General features: G+C 39.4%; 10 protein-coding genes and 2 pseudogenes. 7 read left to right on the top strand and 5 right to left on the bottom strand.

Annotated elements, in window-relative coordinates; genetic code table 11:
• Nucleotides 1-98: 98 nt before the first annotated feature.
• Nucleotides 99-980 (bottom strand): LysR family transcriptional regulator, encoded by an 882-nt coding sequence (locus MBEAL2_RS27215; protein WP_047155351.1) that lies wholly within the window; start codon nt 978-980, stop codon nt 99-101.
• Nucleotides 981-1,154: 174 nt separating this feature from the next.
• Between MBEAL2_RS27215 and MBEAL2_RS27210 the strand changes: the two genes are divergently transcribed.
• Both MBEAL2_RS27210 and MBEAL2_RS27205 read left to right on the top strand, forming a co-directional pair.
• Nucleotides 1,155-2,228 (top strand): NAD(P)H-dependent flavin oxidoreductase, encoded by a 1,074-nt coding sequence (locus MBEAL2_RS27210; protein ID WP_047155350.1) that lies wholly within the window; start codon nt 1,155-1,157, stop codon nt 2,226-2,228.
• Nucleotides 2,229-2,305: 77 nt separating this feature from the next.
• Nucleotides 2,306-2,848 carry a DinB family protein gene (locus MBEAL2_RS27205; protein ID WP_047155349.1) on the top strand — a complete coding sequence of 181 codons (543 nt, stop codon included), beginning with the start codon at nt 2,306-2,308 and terminating at the stop codon, nt 2,846-2,848.
• 300 nt (nt 2,849-3,148) lie between these two features.
• Here the strand turns inward: MBEAL2_RS27205 and MBEAL2_RS33365 are convergent.
• Nucleotides 3,149-3,280, bottom strand: a pseudogene (locus tag MBEAL2_RS33365) (IS256 family transposase); the annotation flags it as partial.
• Nucleotides 3,281-3,615: 335 nt separating this feature from the next.
• Between MBEAL2_RS33365 and MBEAL2_RS27195 the strand changes: the two are divergent.
• Both MBEAL2_RS27195 and MBEAL2_RS27190 read left to right on the top strand, forming a co-directional pair.
• Nucleotides 3,616-8,196 (top strand): DNRLRE domain-containing protein, encoded by a 4,581-nt coding sequence (locus MBEAL2_RS27195; RefSeq protein ID WP_047155348.1) that lies wholly within the window; start codon nt 3,616-3,618, stop codon nt 8,194-8,196.
• An 89-nt stretch (nt 8,197-8,285) separates the two neighbouring features.
• Nucleotides 8,286-8,690 (top strand): basic secretory family protein, encoded by a 405-nt coding sequence (locus MBEAL2_RS27190; RefSeq protein WP_236693039.1) that lies wholly within the window; start codon nt 8,286-8,288, stop codon nt 8,688-8,690.
• 333 nt (nt 8,691-9,023) lie between these two features.
• Here MBEAL2_RS27190 and MBEAL2_RS33795 read toward each other — a convergent pair.
• Nucleotides 9,024-9,209 (bottom strand): annotated as a pseudogene (locus MBEAL2_RS33795) (tyrosine-type recombinase/integrase); the annotation flags it as partial.
• Between the two features lie 92 nt (nt 9,210-9,301).
• Nucleotides 9,302-9,895 carry a tyrosine-type recombinase/integrase gene (locus MBEAL2_RS33790; protein ID WP_052948058.1) on the bottom strand — a complete coding sequence of 198 codons (594 nt, stop codon included), beginning with the start codon at nt 9,893-9,895 and terminating at the stop codon, nt 9,302-9,304.
• An 80-nt stretch (nt 9,896-9,975) separates the two neighbouring features.
• Between MBEAL2_RS33790 and MBEAL2_RS27180 the strand changes: the two genes are divergently transcribed.
• A complete protein-coding gene (locus MBEAL2_RS27180) occupies nt 9,976-10,719 on the top strand; it encodes a stalk domain-containing protein (protein ID WP_047155346.1) in 744 nt (247 codons plus the stop codon).
• 291 nt (nt 10,720-11,010) lie between these two features.
• On the opposite strand, the gene MBEAL2_RS27175 is transcribed toward MBEAL2_RS27180, so the two are convergent.
• The gene (locus MBEAL2_RS27175) at nt 11,011-12,231 is read right to left on the bottom strand and encodes an IS110 family RNA-guided transposase (RefSeq protein WP_047155345.1); all 1,221 of its coding nucleotides are present in this window, start codon (nt 12,229-12,231) and stop codon (nt 11,011-11,013) included.
• A gap of 883 nt (nt 12,232-13,114) precedes the next feature.
• Here MBEAL2_RS27175 and MBEAL2_RS27170 point away from each other — a divergent pair.
• Nucleotides 13,115-13,537: a DUF3139 domain-containing protein gene (locus tag MBEAL2_RS27170; RefSeq protein ID WP_047155344.1), complete on the top strand. Its 423-nt coding sequence runs from the start codon at nt 13,115-13,117 to the stop codon at nt 13,535-13,537.
• 253 nt (nt 13,538-13,790) lie between these two features.
• Nucleotides 13,791-14,024: a DUF3951 domain-containing protein gene (locus tag MBEAL2_RS27165; protein WP_047155343.1), complete on the top strand. Its 234-nt coding sequence runs from the start codon at nt 13,791-13,793 to the stop codon at nt 14,022-14,024.
• Nucleotides 14,025-14,123: the final 99 nt, after the last annotated feature.

Genomic DNA, 14,123 nt, shown 5'->3' with positions numbered 1-14,123 from the left:
ATTCCTTTCCGATAGCTTTCTATATAAGTATCTTCTCCGTTGTTAGTCGGATTAATATTTTTCATGGCATAACTACGGTAATTTATTCAATATTTGCTCTAAATATATTGCTTTGTCATTTCTAAAAAAGTTTGTAATGCTGGTGATATCCATTTGTCTTTATGCCAACACAACTGTGTAATAATTTGTAATGACTGACTGTCCCAATGGAGTGGCGTAAGTTGTTTTCGTTCAACTTCTTTTGCTACCACCATCTCAGGCAACAGTGCAATTCCAAGTCCGTTCATTACACATTGTTTTATTGCTTCTATACTAGCAAACTCAATTTTCATTGGATCTTTTATTCCCTCTTCAGCTAAACGTTGCTCAAACATCATTCGGTACGTGCATCCCGGTTCGGTGACGAGAATCGTCTCATCTTTAAGATCAGTTGGCTGAACCTGTTTGTAATGGACAAGAGGATGATCCGGATGGGCAAGAACAAGCATACATTCTTCTAATAGTGGTTCACAAAACAAATTTCCAGATGTGATAGTTGGTTGAAAAGTCAACGCTGCATCTAATGAGCCGTCTAATACTGCTTTATGAAGGTCAGTGCATATTCCTGTTCGGAAAATCAATTCAACTTTCGGATAAAGAGAACGGTATCGGCCAAGAATGGGAGAAAGTCGATATGTACATAGACTTTCTACAGATCCGATCGTGATGGTACCGGAAGGCTCTGAATCATCTGGAACCGCTATCAATGACTCATCAACAATACGAAGTATCTCGTCAGCATATCGTTTCAATCGCTTCCCAGATTCCGTTAAAGAAATTCGTTTACCGATCCGCTCAAAAAGAGGGACGCCGAACTCAGATTCAAGCGCCTGAATCTGGGTAGAAATACTTGATTGCGCATAGTTGAGCCTATGTGCTGTTTTGGTAAAACTAAGTTCTTCGGCCAACACCCGAAATGTTTGTAATTGTTTCAATTCCATACTAAAGACCTCCAATCGATATGACCGATTAACGTCATCTGAATTATCGTATGACACGATTATATCCTTAGAAGTAAAATGATGGAAGAAAGATTTGATAATCAATCAATTGGAAACAGAAAATGGCTATTCATAGTAATCTTTAGCTGTTATTTCTAAGGAGGTTTTGAGAAGATGTGGACCAACATGTTAACTGAACGCCTTGGTGTAAAATATCCGATAATTAAAGCACCTATGCTAGGATGTGAAAGTCCGGAATTTGTTGCAACGATCTCGAACGTTGGAGGCCTAGGCGCGATAGGAGTGGGACGGACAAACGGTGAAGGAGTTAGAGAAGTCATCCAAAAAATACGCAGGTTAACAGATCAACCTTTTTGTGTCAACTTTTTTATCCCGGAAAAAAGAATGGACGGTTTGGAGCATGTAAATGATGTCAATTCGGTTATGGAGTACTACCGAAAAGAACTGAACATTTGCTCTAAACCATTTATGCCTCCAAATTACAATATTGAGGAGCAAATAAACGTAATATTACAAGAAAAAGTTTCGGTGGCCAGTTTTACGTTTGGCTGCCTTGAACCCTATTGGATAGAGATATTGAAAAAAAATGGCACAACAGTATATGGAACGGCTACGAATGTACGAGAAGCGGTATATTTAGAAGAAAGTGGAGTTGATTTTATTGTCGCTCAGGGCAGTGAGGCAGGCGGGCACAGGGGAACGTTTCTTGGAGAATTTAATGACTCTTTAATTGGATCAATGGCTTTAATACCTCAAATTGTTACTGCTGTAAATATACCGGTGATTGCAGCTGGTGGAATCATGGATGGACGGGGGATTGCAGCTGCATTTGCTTTAGGAGCTTTAGGTGTACAAATGGGAACAGCTTTTTTAACTTGTATAGAGAGTGCGGCACATCTTAAACATAAGGAATTAATATTGAACAGCACAGACGAGCTGTCCTGCTTAACGAGAACATTTTCCGGTAAGCCAGCTCGTGGGATTCGCAATCGGTTTAAAACAGAAATGGAAAGCCATATCAACTTGATCCCCGGCTATCCTATTCAAGAAACGTTGACAAGGGATATTCGCGAAGCAGCTGCAGAACAAAATAACACTGACTTTATGTTGTTGTGGGCGGGTCAAGCTTCAACATTAAGCAGATCCTTAACAGTGAAGGAACTCATCGATAGGCTAGTTGTAGAGACTGAAGACGTAGTGAACCGATTAAATGAAAGCAGATACTAAAGGGGGGATTGCCCAATATGATTCTTAAAAATTGTGGGAAAAGTACCTTGAAATGAATCATAGAGAGGAGCACTTATATGAATTTTAATATGAAAGAAGCGATTGAGGTTTTGGAGCGTACGCCACAGACATTGGAATATTTTTTGTCTGACTTATCTGTCCGATGGGTGCAATGTAATGAAGGTGAACATACCTGGAATGTCTCTGAGGTGGTTGATCACCTCATTGAGGGAGAGAAAAATAATTGGATTTCTAGGCTAGAAATGATTCTTCAGTATGGTGAAAGTAAGCCTTTTCCTCCATTTGACCGTTATTCTCATTTAAATGAGGGATCTGAAAGATTGATTGAACAAAAGCTTCTTGAATTTAAAACGTTAAGAATGCAAAGCATAGCCAAGCTTAAGGTTTTAGTTCATCCCGAATCACATTTTGAATTAACAGGTATACATCCTGCATTTGGTGTAGTGAAGGTAAGAGAACTGCTTTCTACCTGGGTAGTTCATGATTTAACGCATATTGCACAAATCGTTCGGGTCATGGCCGAAAGATACAGGGAAGACGTTGGGCCTTGGATAGAATATTTAAGTATATTGAAAAATAATAAGAGGTTCGGAAATTAAGAAGTGGTGGATGATTTGCTCCGATTGCCTTTTATAACTATAAGTTAAAAAAGGGTTGGTTTTCACAAAATAAAAATTTATGTACTGTAAATGGAGGAAATCATGAAGAATAAAATCCAGTATATGAGTCTGGTGTTGATAACTACATTTTTAATGGGGATTGCATAAAAAAGGTTAGCATACCAGTTACTCCATATAAAGTCTCTAATATGATCACTTATATTTAATAGGCAGTATGTCCAGATTGGCGGTAAGTCTACTTGACCTTAATTTTATTGTCCAGTTAAGTGTAGCCGATTCATCCGGCTGTTCTACCTGCAGGAAGTTCGTAAGTTCTTCCCGCATAATGAGTTCCAGCTTTTCTTTTATAAACCCTCGTAAAAGATCTTCCAATTGATTTGTAAGATCGGAATTCGATATACTAGATGACATAAGTAGGGTCATCTCCTCTCTTTTTATGGAATCTGGACAATTCCGAGGATACCCTACTTTTTTATTGCTTGAAAGACACCAAATCTTGGTGAAATTCCTTTACACAAAATATTTTACGTCATCTTATTTGTTTTCAATTTCCATTTATTTATATATTGATTAATGAATGACAATAGTGGAGAATGATAAACGGTCTTTCAATAAATTCCGATAAAATCACACATCACATATAAGGGGGAATAAAGTAAATCAATACAGACAAACGAGCAAATCATGGCAGGGTTAACACTTCGCAACTTGTTTTGGACACCACATAAATGAAAGAGGGGAAACCATTGTCGTTTTTATACAAAAGAAAGTTTTCTATTTATAGGAAAGTCATTTCCTGGATTCTTGTCATTACACTAGGCGGAGGCCTATTACCTTCACAATTTTCTTCCTCCGCTTCTGCAGACAATCAGGGTGGCACAGCAATAAACAATTTGGATAAAAAGGAACGTAAGGAAGTAACAGACTTACGAACAGAGAAATCAAAAACCTATGTTAATCCAGATGGAACATGGACAACAGAAATAACCCAGCAGCCCACGAGTTATAAGAATTCATCCGGAAAGTGGGAGTCCATTGACAGTACCCTACTCCCTGATGAAACGGAAAGTAGCTATGTGAATAAAACGAATGATTTCCGGGTGTCCTTCCCCAAAAAGAGCAAGAGCGGTAACGCAATAGAAGTAAACAAAGCAGGGGATTCCGTATCTTTTGCACCAGTTTCACAAGAAGATGCTGTCCAGGCGGATGTTATGAACCAACAAAATGCCGTAACAGCAACTACAGATAAAAATAACATTATCTATTCTAATCTTTATCCGGGTGTTGATTTCCACTATGCAGTCGGACAAGACAAAGTAAAAGAAGAAATTGTGTTAAAACAAAGACCAGACACTTCTACACCTACCCATTTTTCTTTCAAAGTAAACCTCAAAGGGCTTACCTTTGAACAGCAGCCTGATGGTCAGCTTCTCTTTAAGGATAAGAAAACGGGAGAAATAAAGTTTTACCTGGAAAAACCTTTTATGTATGACTCTAATGTTCCGGCAGGATTTGAAAAGTTGCCGGGCACGGATGCTATCCCTGAGGGTTCTCAGTCTTACGATGTTCAAATGAAGACCGTCCAAAATGGAAATCAATTATTTATTGATGTTATCCCAAACAGGGAATGGCTTCAAAATCCGGCTCGTGTATATCCGGTTGTAATTGATCCAACAGTAAGAGAGTTCCAACCCGGTGTAACACCGGGATTGACAAAATATGATGCCAATATTCGCAGTTCAGTTCCAACCCAAACAGGAGGAGCCGACAAAGATTTGGGTGTGGGAACCTACACAAGTTCTGCAGGTTCGAATACCATTCGGGGGTTAGTTAAGTTTGATTTATCGTCCATTCCGCGTGGTTCTCGTATTTTAGATGCAAACATGAACTTATGGTTATCCAGCATATGGAATACAACAGGGATTAACGTAAGCGCTTATGAAATAACAAAAGACTGGAAAGACACAACCGTAAACTGGAATACTTTTAACGGGACTACAGCGTGGGCAACACCAGGAGGGGATGTTAAAACCACACCTGCCGCTACGGTAAGCGGGATTTCCGTTTTGACTGATTTGGGCGTCCACTATGCATTTGACTTAACCAAGGCAGCCACAGGCTGGAATGATTCTCCGTCCTCAAACTATGGAGTGCTCCTTAAAAGTGATTCCGAATCTACGGCTACTTTAAAAAAATTCGTTTCAAGTGATGATACAACGAATAGTAACTATGCGCCCATGCTGGCAGTCACCTATTATCCAGGAAGCAGGTTAGGATTGGAATCCTACTGGACGTATGACACGCACGCATTAACAGGCGGCCAGAGCAGCATTAACCTTACAACAGGAAACAATGTAGTCCAGTTTACTGACTTAGCTGATGAAGGGCGGGGTGGAATGGGCATCAACTTCACCCGAACCTATAACTCGAAGGCGGTCAATGATTCTCCGATAGGATATGGCTGGACATTCACCGGCGGAGAAACCGTAGTTGAGTCCGTTTCGAACGGACAACAGGCGCTTTATACGGATGCGGACGGCACGGCTCACCTGTTTACGTATAATAAAACCACTGGCCAGTATGACGCACCTGCAGGAACCTATTTAAAATTAAAAAGAATTTATGATAATTACGCCAGTGTAATCGGGTATGAAGTGACCTACAAAGACGGGATGAAACTTCATTTTGATGTATATGACCCGAATGGGATGCACGATAATACCATTCTGTCCAGAATCGGTTATGCAGAAGACCGGCATGGGAATCGGGTTACCTATGGCTATGATTCTACCGGAAATCTTGTAACGATTGCAGATCCATCCGGAAGGAAAGCAACCCTTACCTATAATGCAAGTAACAAAATTTCTTCCATTACAGACTTTGCTGGGCGGCAAACAGTATACACCTATAATGGTAGCGATTTACAGTATGTAGATAATTATGTGGATGCAACAAACTTCCGAAGGACACAATTTGTCTACCAAGGCGAGCATATGCTAACTGATGTGATTGATTCAAACCTTCGGAAAACTACTTTTATACCAGATGGGAAATCGGTTGTAAAAGTTCAGGAACCTGACGTGCAAGCAGCTACCGATGCTTCCACGCGTCCAGGAACCACGTATACTTACGAGCCGGCAACAAGTTCAGCAAAAACAACAGATCGTAATGGAAATACCACAACCTATCTGTATAACACGAATTATGTTGTTACTTCTGTTACCGATGCGTTAGGCAACACAACCAATGTCACCAGTATGGACGGAAACTATAAACCTTTACAGGTTACAGATCCAAAGGGGAATGTTACGACAAATACCTTTGACAGCAACGGGAACAAAATAAACACGACCGATCCTTTAGGCCACCAAATTTCTTTTACTTATGGATCTTACGATGATGTAACCAGTTCTACTGATGCATTAGGAAAGAAAACAACGTACACTTATAACGCTGCAGGGGACTTGCTGTCTGTTACGAACCCATTAAATCAGACAACGTCCTATACTTATGATGCTTATGGAAACCGGCTAACCACGCAAGATGCAAATGGAAATATCACCACGTATATGTATGATGCAAACGGAGTGAACGTATCTTCCATCAAAGACGCAGCAGGCCGTGTGACAAGTATAAGCTATGATTTAGCTGATAATACAACAAAAATAGTGGAGCCGAACGGACATGTAACGGATCAAACCTTTAACAAAATGGATGAAGTAACAAACATGGACGAAAAATTGTCTGATAACTCCCAAACAAAAGAGATTAATTTAACTACGTCCTATGATAACAACGGAAATGTTAAACAAATAAAGGACGAGAATAGTAGCAGAACAGCGGATTACGCCTATACTGGTACAAATGACATTGAATCTCAAACTGGGGGGCTGTCTACATCATTACCAATTTCCTACGGATATGATCCAAACCAAAACTTAACCGAATGGAATCTTAATTCAGGGGCCAGACAATTTAAATTTAGATATAATGCGGCTAATCAATTAGTCCAAACGCTTGATGCGGCTAACACTCTAATTGAAAGCTACCTTTACGATAAGAACGGGAATCCTACAAGTGTTCAACGTTCAACAGTTGCGGATGGTATTCTGCAAACTGAAAATTATGATAGTAGCAACCGTCTAACCAGTGTCATTCATAATAAAGGTGCCAATACGCCTACATTATCGAGCTTCACATATACTCATGATCTGAACGGCAGAATTCTTGACATCACGGATCAAGCGGGAGTGAAAACCAGCTATACGTATGATGATGCCGGCCGTTTACTATCTGAATCCGATCCAACTGGGAAAACCACTTATACGTATGATAGCGTGGGCAACCGAATGAGCAAAACTTCAGGAACGGCCACGACGAATTATCAGTACAATAACTTAAATCAATTGGTAAATCGAACAGGAGCAGATGGAGCAGCTGCTTATCAATATAATGAAAAGGGCGAGCTAACCGCCAAAGGTAACACAAAGTTCGACTGGAATACAGATGGAAAAGTCGTTAAGATAATAAACCCGGATGGAAGCACAGTAGAATTCACCTACGATGCGCAAGGGCGCCGTGTTCAAAAAATAGTCAAAAATGCGGCAGGAACAGTTACAAAACAATTGAAATATGAATATGAAGATGCCACCGGAAACCTCTTAACGGAAACGGATGTGTTAGCCAATACAACAATTAGTTATAATTATAATGCTGCTGGCGACCTCATGAGTCAAACTCAGGGTGGAAAGACATATTATTATAATTATGACGGCCAAGGGAACGTAGTTAGTTTAACGGATAGTACCGGAACGGTAGTTGTAAGTTATAGTTATGACGCCTGGGGGCAAAAAGTAAATAAAACGGGTACACTTTATAACCCAATTACCTCTCGTGGGTACTATTATGATGAAGAGAGTAAACTATACTATCTTTTCAATCGGTATTATGATGCAGAAGATGGAAGGTTTCTAAGTAAAGATACTATAGAACCAATAAATCAAAATTTGTACGTATATGCCGAAAATGACCCTATAAATAAGGTCGATCCGGATGGTAATTATGCAGCTTTCCTCTATTTTATACCGGGTTTAGGGGAAGTTGCTATGGCAGCAACTATTGTTGGTGCTGGAATTTATACAGGTTATAAATTAGCTCATTACTTTGCGAAGAAAAGTGAACATGATCCCTATGCTAGGCCAAACCAGAAGAAACAAGGAAGGGAAAGAAAAGAAAAGAAAAAAAGTGGTAAATGGAAGCAAAATCCTAATAAAAGACCTGCACCCTTGAAAAAACATACACCTGGACGTGAACATAGAAAATATTAAATTAATTCGAGGTCAATACAGTGAATATATGGAAAAGCAACAGATGGAGAAGGAATATCGATATAAATAACACTCAGAGGAGAAAAGGCTTGCGGTTTAGATTCGAAAAAGGTGTTGATAAAGAGGTGAGGCGAGCGTGTATAGAATTTGGTTATTGGTTAAGAAATGAATTTTTTTTCCCTGTCAGAATACCAATTTATATTAAAAGTTCTACTTCTATTAAAGCTTTAGATGGAGAATATGTTTCTGCTGTCTTTTTTGAACCGTTTGATAAAAAAGAAGAACCTTATATAAAGATTTCAACAGGAGAATATAAGAAGTCTTTAATAAAAAACGGTAAGGATGATGCCTTGGCGGAAATTCTGGGGTCCATAGTACACGAATTAACACATTATTATCAATGGATAAACGACTTTAAACCTAGTGAAAGGCAAGCGAATAACTATATTTCTAAGATACTATATGAATACTCCCAAACAAGAGAACATCCATAAATCAATCTGTGCCGAAACTAGACTACATTTGACTTATAAGAGTTTAAGCTCTTATAAGTCAAATAATAGACTTCGTTTAGCTGCCAGGGTTTGACTCAAACTGAATTCGAATTACTTTGCTTATTTGCCAGATTATCTATAAAAGGGCTTTATTTTGCTAATTTCTTTTTCAATACCTCTAAAAAGTGATTATAGATAACTATGAACTGAGTTTTCCGGTCTACTGTGTTAATGAAGATATTTTTAATTTCTGCATCAATAAAGCACGAGAATTAAACCTTTGTATAAGAGACTGGAGAAAAGAAAAAAGCAGGTGAATTTCTCACCTGCTTTTTACATGTTTTTAACCTTTTCAGGTTTTCTATCCTTCAATATGTGGGCGTAAAGCCCCGTAGTTTTCGGATCACTGTGTCCCAGTTGTTCCTGTAACCAGAGTAAATCTTTGTTTTCATCGTAATTCCGGGTAGCAAAGCTGTGGCGGAGCTTATGAACGGTCATTCCTGGCTTTCCATAGGCTTTCGCGTACTTCTTTCTCCATCATTGCTTGTACGGAGCGGGGAGAAATACGCTGCAATCCTTTATCCCCACGCTGTGCCGAGATAAAAACCGGTTTAAAATTCTTCGGTATGTTGTACTTTTTGTGTCCGAACCGCCAAGTAATCCATTAAATCATCTAGGGCAATATCCGAAAATATTACGTTATCCGCTTTTTCACCTTTACGGAGAATAGAGAGAGTGCGATTTTTTTGATCAATTTCATCTACATCCAAACCAACGATTTCAGAAAGACGAATCCCGCTGCCGAGAAGAAGGGATACGATTGCGATGTCTCGTTCCCGGTTCTGGAGGTAGGGGAGAAGTCGGCGTTTATCTTCTTTAATAAGTTCCATATAGTCATTGGCCACAAACGCTCTGAAATCCATGAACTCATCTTCGGTATAAAGGATACTTCCCTTGATTTTCTCGCTTCGATTGTTCAAGGTTTCTTTTTTCTTTTCGTTTTTGCCTCGTTTGACTTTTGCCATGACATTTCGGATAAGATAGGGTTCGTAGGTTTTCTCATGTTCCGCCTGATTTGTCAGATAGTCGAACAATGCCTTTAACGAAGAGAGCTTACGTGTAAGGGCATCTGCTTTATTTCCGCGATGATTCATACAGTACAGGCGAAAAGTGGTGATATCCTTAACCAGCAGCGATTCAAGCACAGAGAGGGGAACATCCTTAATTTCCCCCTCAAAGTAGTGGTTTGAAGTAAGCCAACCAAAGAAAATTAAAGAAGAAAGTTATGATTGGAGCTATCGTAGGTTCTCTAGCGATATCGGGGACAGCTTTCGGTGCGGTTAAAGCCTATGAGAAATACATAAAAGTAAGATTCGCTAACATTAAACTCATTGTGGATGGAAAAACCATTCAGACAAAAGCGGAGCCTTTTATTTATAATGGAAATGTTTATGCGCCAGTTGCTACGGTTGCGAATGGAATGGAAATCGGACAGAGATGGAATAATAGCGTTCCTTCTGTTGAATTTACAAGGAAACCAGTTGGAGACACCATTCAAGGCCGTGATGCTAGATACCGTGAATTAGATGCAGATACCTCACAAAAAAATACAGATTATGTTGCACTTTTTGGTGACCAATATCTAGTTGTAGATGAATGGTATGTTGACCCTGATTACCTTGCGCCTACACAAAGATTTAGTGGACTAATGGATGGATTTAACGGAGAATTTGTAACTCAGCAAAACTTGCTCTTTGCAAAAGGTGATTTCCCTAACATTAATAATGGTTGGTTTGCAATTCATACTGTTACAGATAAGGGAAATCATTATATAACAACTTATCGTCTTGAAAATGAGAAAAGAACACAAATTGATATGAAGAAACTTGATATTATGGAAGGTATGAGTGTTAACGTTGCTGATGGATTTATTAATCAGTCCAAAGGTGGAAAGGTTATTAAGGTAAATCTTTTAACCTTCAACAACGGAAAAATTCAAATTGGGCAAGACCTTCAACCGAAGGAATAAATTATATATAAACAAGGTGAGTGATACTATGCTTCGTGATAAAATCAAAATAATAGGACAAAATAAGAATGTATCTTAGACTAATCAGGTTTGAGATATAACTAAAAATTCAGCTAAATACCAAAGAGGGGAGCCAAAAGGCTCTTCTTTTTGTATATAGTGTGTATCCTTCTTATCCAACTATCCTGAAAATACCTCTACTAAAAAAGACAGCACGAAACTAAGCCTTGAAAATCCTTTTTTTTAAAACAAGGCTTTAGGTTTTTGGGTAGTTTCTTCTTTTAATTATTTTTAGGCTGTCTGTTTTTCAACGGTTACCTTGTATCCGAGTTTTTCTAGTTTTTTAACCGCGCGATTGACATTCGATACCTCACGGCGCTTTTCAAAATAGTCAGGACCAAGTTCTTGATAAGGTTCTTTCCTTTTTAACATGTAATAAATGATGATGAGAATGGAATGTCCCACTGCAACAGCTGCTCTTTTCTTTCCTCGGCGAGCACCAATTCGATGATATTGTGAATGAAAGTAGGTCTTTTTGGAACGAGCAGCCGCTTGCGCGGCTTCAATTAAGCAACTTCGCAGCTTCTTATTCCCTTGTGTCGTCTTTCCTGACTTACGCTTTCCTGCACTTTCATGGTTACCTGGTGCCATTCCAGCCCAAGAGGATAGGTGAGGGGCTGTGGGGAAACGACCCATATCGGTACCGATTTCAGCTAAAATTTGTTGGGCATTTCTCTCACCAATGCCTGGGATGGTGTCTAGTAGTTTCAGTTCTTCCTGAAAGGGACGCATTCGCTCCTCAATTTCTCGGTCAAGTTTTTCAATTTCTGCCTCGAGAAACTCAATATGACGAAGTTGCGTAGCCAGCATCATGCGTTGATGTGTTCCGATTAATCCTCTTAGAGCTCGCACGAGCTCATTTATTTTTTTCTTCATACTTCGTTTAGCGAATTGAGCAATAAGCTCTGGATTATCCACACCATCGATGAGAGCCTTAATCATCGCTCGCCCTGATACACCCATAATATCTGTTGCCACAGAAGAAAGCTTGATGTTGGCACCTTCCAATACTTTTTGCATCCGATTGACTTCACGGGCTCTCTCTTCAATTAAACTGCGACGATACCTGGTTAATTCACGGAGTTCACGTTGATCCCGATCAGGAATGTAACTGCCTTGAAGAAGCCCATGGCGTAATAGGTTAGCGATCCATTCAGCATCTTTGACATCGGTCTTACGACCAGGAACCGCTTTAATGTGTTTGGCATTGACCACGAGAGTTTCAATATTCGTTAACTCCAACACATTATAAATCGGTTTCCAAAAAGACCCCGTAGATTCCATTGCAGCGTGGGTACATCCCTTCTGTTTGAGCCAGTCAGCAAGCGCCAGAATGTCTTCGGTCATTGTACCGAAGGTACAAATCTCTTTACCTTGGGGAGTAAGTAAACAAGCCACAATCGTTTTCTTATGAACATCTAACCCGCAACAGCGTTCATAAATAATTTGCATGGAATGTTCCTCTCCTTGTAAAAATGATGAGGCTGGTACAGCAACTCTTGATAGAGCATTCTATCCTGCGTGCTTCCTCGTCAAGAGGAGCAACAATCTGTGGTACACTAGCTGCTGAGATCGGTCTCCCATACGAACTCGAAGTATCAGTTTGAAATCGATCTCTGACTCCAGCCATAAGTAAAAAATTCAACACAATCCATTTTCATCCTTCTGATGGTGCCGCATGTATGCGGCATGCTTGTCTCCCATGAAAATTTATCTGAGTCAAAATCTAAAAAAGGCAATAGAAAAGTAGACCCAGCCAAAATGGTTTTTAAAAAAAGGCTGAGCCTTATGATTACACTTCAATATGTAATTAAACATGACTTGGAATTAGCTCCTTTCTTACGTAAATAAAGAAAAAGGCTAGGCTGGTGCAATAACCAGAGTAGGATTAATCTCCCATGAGTGCTACCCGTATAGGGTGCGACAGTCTGTGATGCACCGTGGTCGCCCAAGTCAGACTAACGGTTGGGCTCTATGGCACCATAGTTCATCGACCTTCTTCGCCAGCCGTAGTAGCAGTATCGACACAGAAACCAAATTTTCATTCTCTGTGGTGCAGCTCCGCTGCATGGGTGGCTAACGGGAATCGTTAACGAAATACGGCTGTTACGGCAGTCGTTTTTTATTTGTTCAACTATCGGGCAGTAGAGTTGAACAAGCAGGGAATCTTCAATATGTTAGGACTATGTGCAAAAACAGTTAGCCTGGTTTCAGCTAAATCAGGATTTTTCTTTATGTTTAATAAATATTTGATGAAGCCAGTTGTTTGAGAGGAGTTGATTTCACTTGTCTGAATATTAAAGTAAAATAAGAAACAAAGGAAGTGAGGGATATTTTGTCACCTAATCAAATAATTGGATTGTGGCTCAATATTTTTTTCATTTTGTTGATATTATTTATGGCGCTTATGTCTAAAGGGAAATACAGAAAAATCCTTATTGCTTCATCAGTATTATTAGCTATCTGGGTGTGGGGTCTAAGTCCAATTTGGACTGAATATCGAGTATCAGCCATACAGAAAGATGTGAACGAGTACCTAAAGAGTCGTTACCCGAGAGAATCATGGAAATTAGAACGAGCTGATAAAACGTCACCCTCAGCAAACCCTTATCGACAGGATGTTACTTTTGCAAACGAGCCAAGACGTGAATACAGTTATACAGCTAATCTCTTCGGAAAGGTAAGGCAAGTGGGTAATAGTGCTCCAGAAGATGAAATTTCAATGCAAGGCAAACACTTTGAGATGTATAAACAATGAGAAGATGTTTTGAAAACAATAAATGTCTCTATGTAGATGATTATAATTTGAAATAGGAAACCCCATAATTTCACCTTTGAAAAAGCATAGACGAGGAATAATAAAGTCACAACTTTAGTTTACTAACGGGCAGGATAATCGAATAAAGGGTTTTTAATTTCCTCTTTTTTCCTGTTTCCATGATATAATATTATTATAAAATGTAAATCGCTTCAAAAGGTGGAGGCGGAAGTGCAGAAGGGGAGATGTACAGTTGGCGGCATACCTGCTTCTTATTGTTTTTAGTTTGGTGATAGTAGTCTACATTGTGAAAATCGCACAGAAGAAAGAAATGCCAAAAGGGAACGGCTATACACCATTTGATGATATTATGCTGGGAAGAAAAACTTCACCTCCGCCTATCCAACATATTACCGAGAACACAGAGGACACAAAACATACTGCTCGTTATGAGGAGCAACTTCGGCTTAATAAAGAGAAAGACTAATAAAAAGGTTCCTTACATGAATTTTTGTGTTACTTCACTAACGGGAATCGTTAGCTCAATACGGCTGTTACGACAGCCGTTTTTTATTTGTTCAACTAA

Origin of the sequence: Aneurinibacillus tyrosinisolvens (assembly GCF_001015055.1) — a bacterium.
Classification (GTDB): Bacteria; Bacillota; Bacilli; order Aneurinibacillales; family Aneurinibacillaceae; genus Aneurinibacillus_A; species Aneurinibacillus_A tyrosinisolvens.
This window is presented reverse-complemented; position numbering and strand designations above follow the sequence as displayed.

Bases quoted from the DNA above. Each gene is read 5' to 3' on its own strand.
- MBEAL2_RS27210 (WP_047155350.1), top strand. From the start codon at position 1,155: ATGTGGACCAACATGTTAACTGAACGCCTTGGTGTAAAATATCCGATA.
- MBEAL2_RS27205 (WP_047155349.1), top strand. From the start codon at position 2,306: ATGAATTTTAATATGAAAGAAGCGATTGAGGTTTTGGAGCGTACGCCA.
- MBEAL2_RS27180 (WP_047155346.1), top strand. From the start codon at position 9,976: ATGATTGGAGCTATCGTAGGTTCTCTAGCGATATCGGGGACAGCTTTC.
- MBEAL2_RS27215 (WP_047155351.1), bottom strand. From the start codon at position 980: ATGGAATTGAAACAATTACAAACATTTCGGGTGTTGGCCGAAGAACTT.
- MBEAL2_RS27175 (WP_047155345.1), bottom strand. From the start codon at position 12,231: ATGCAAATTATTTATGAACGCTGTTGCGGGTTAGATGTTCATAAGAAA.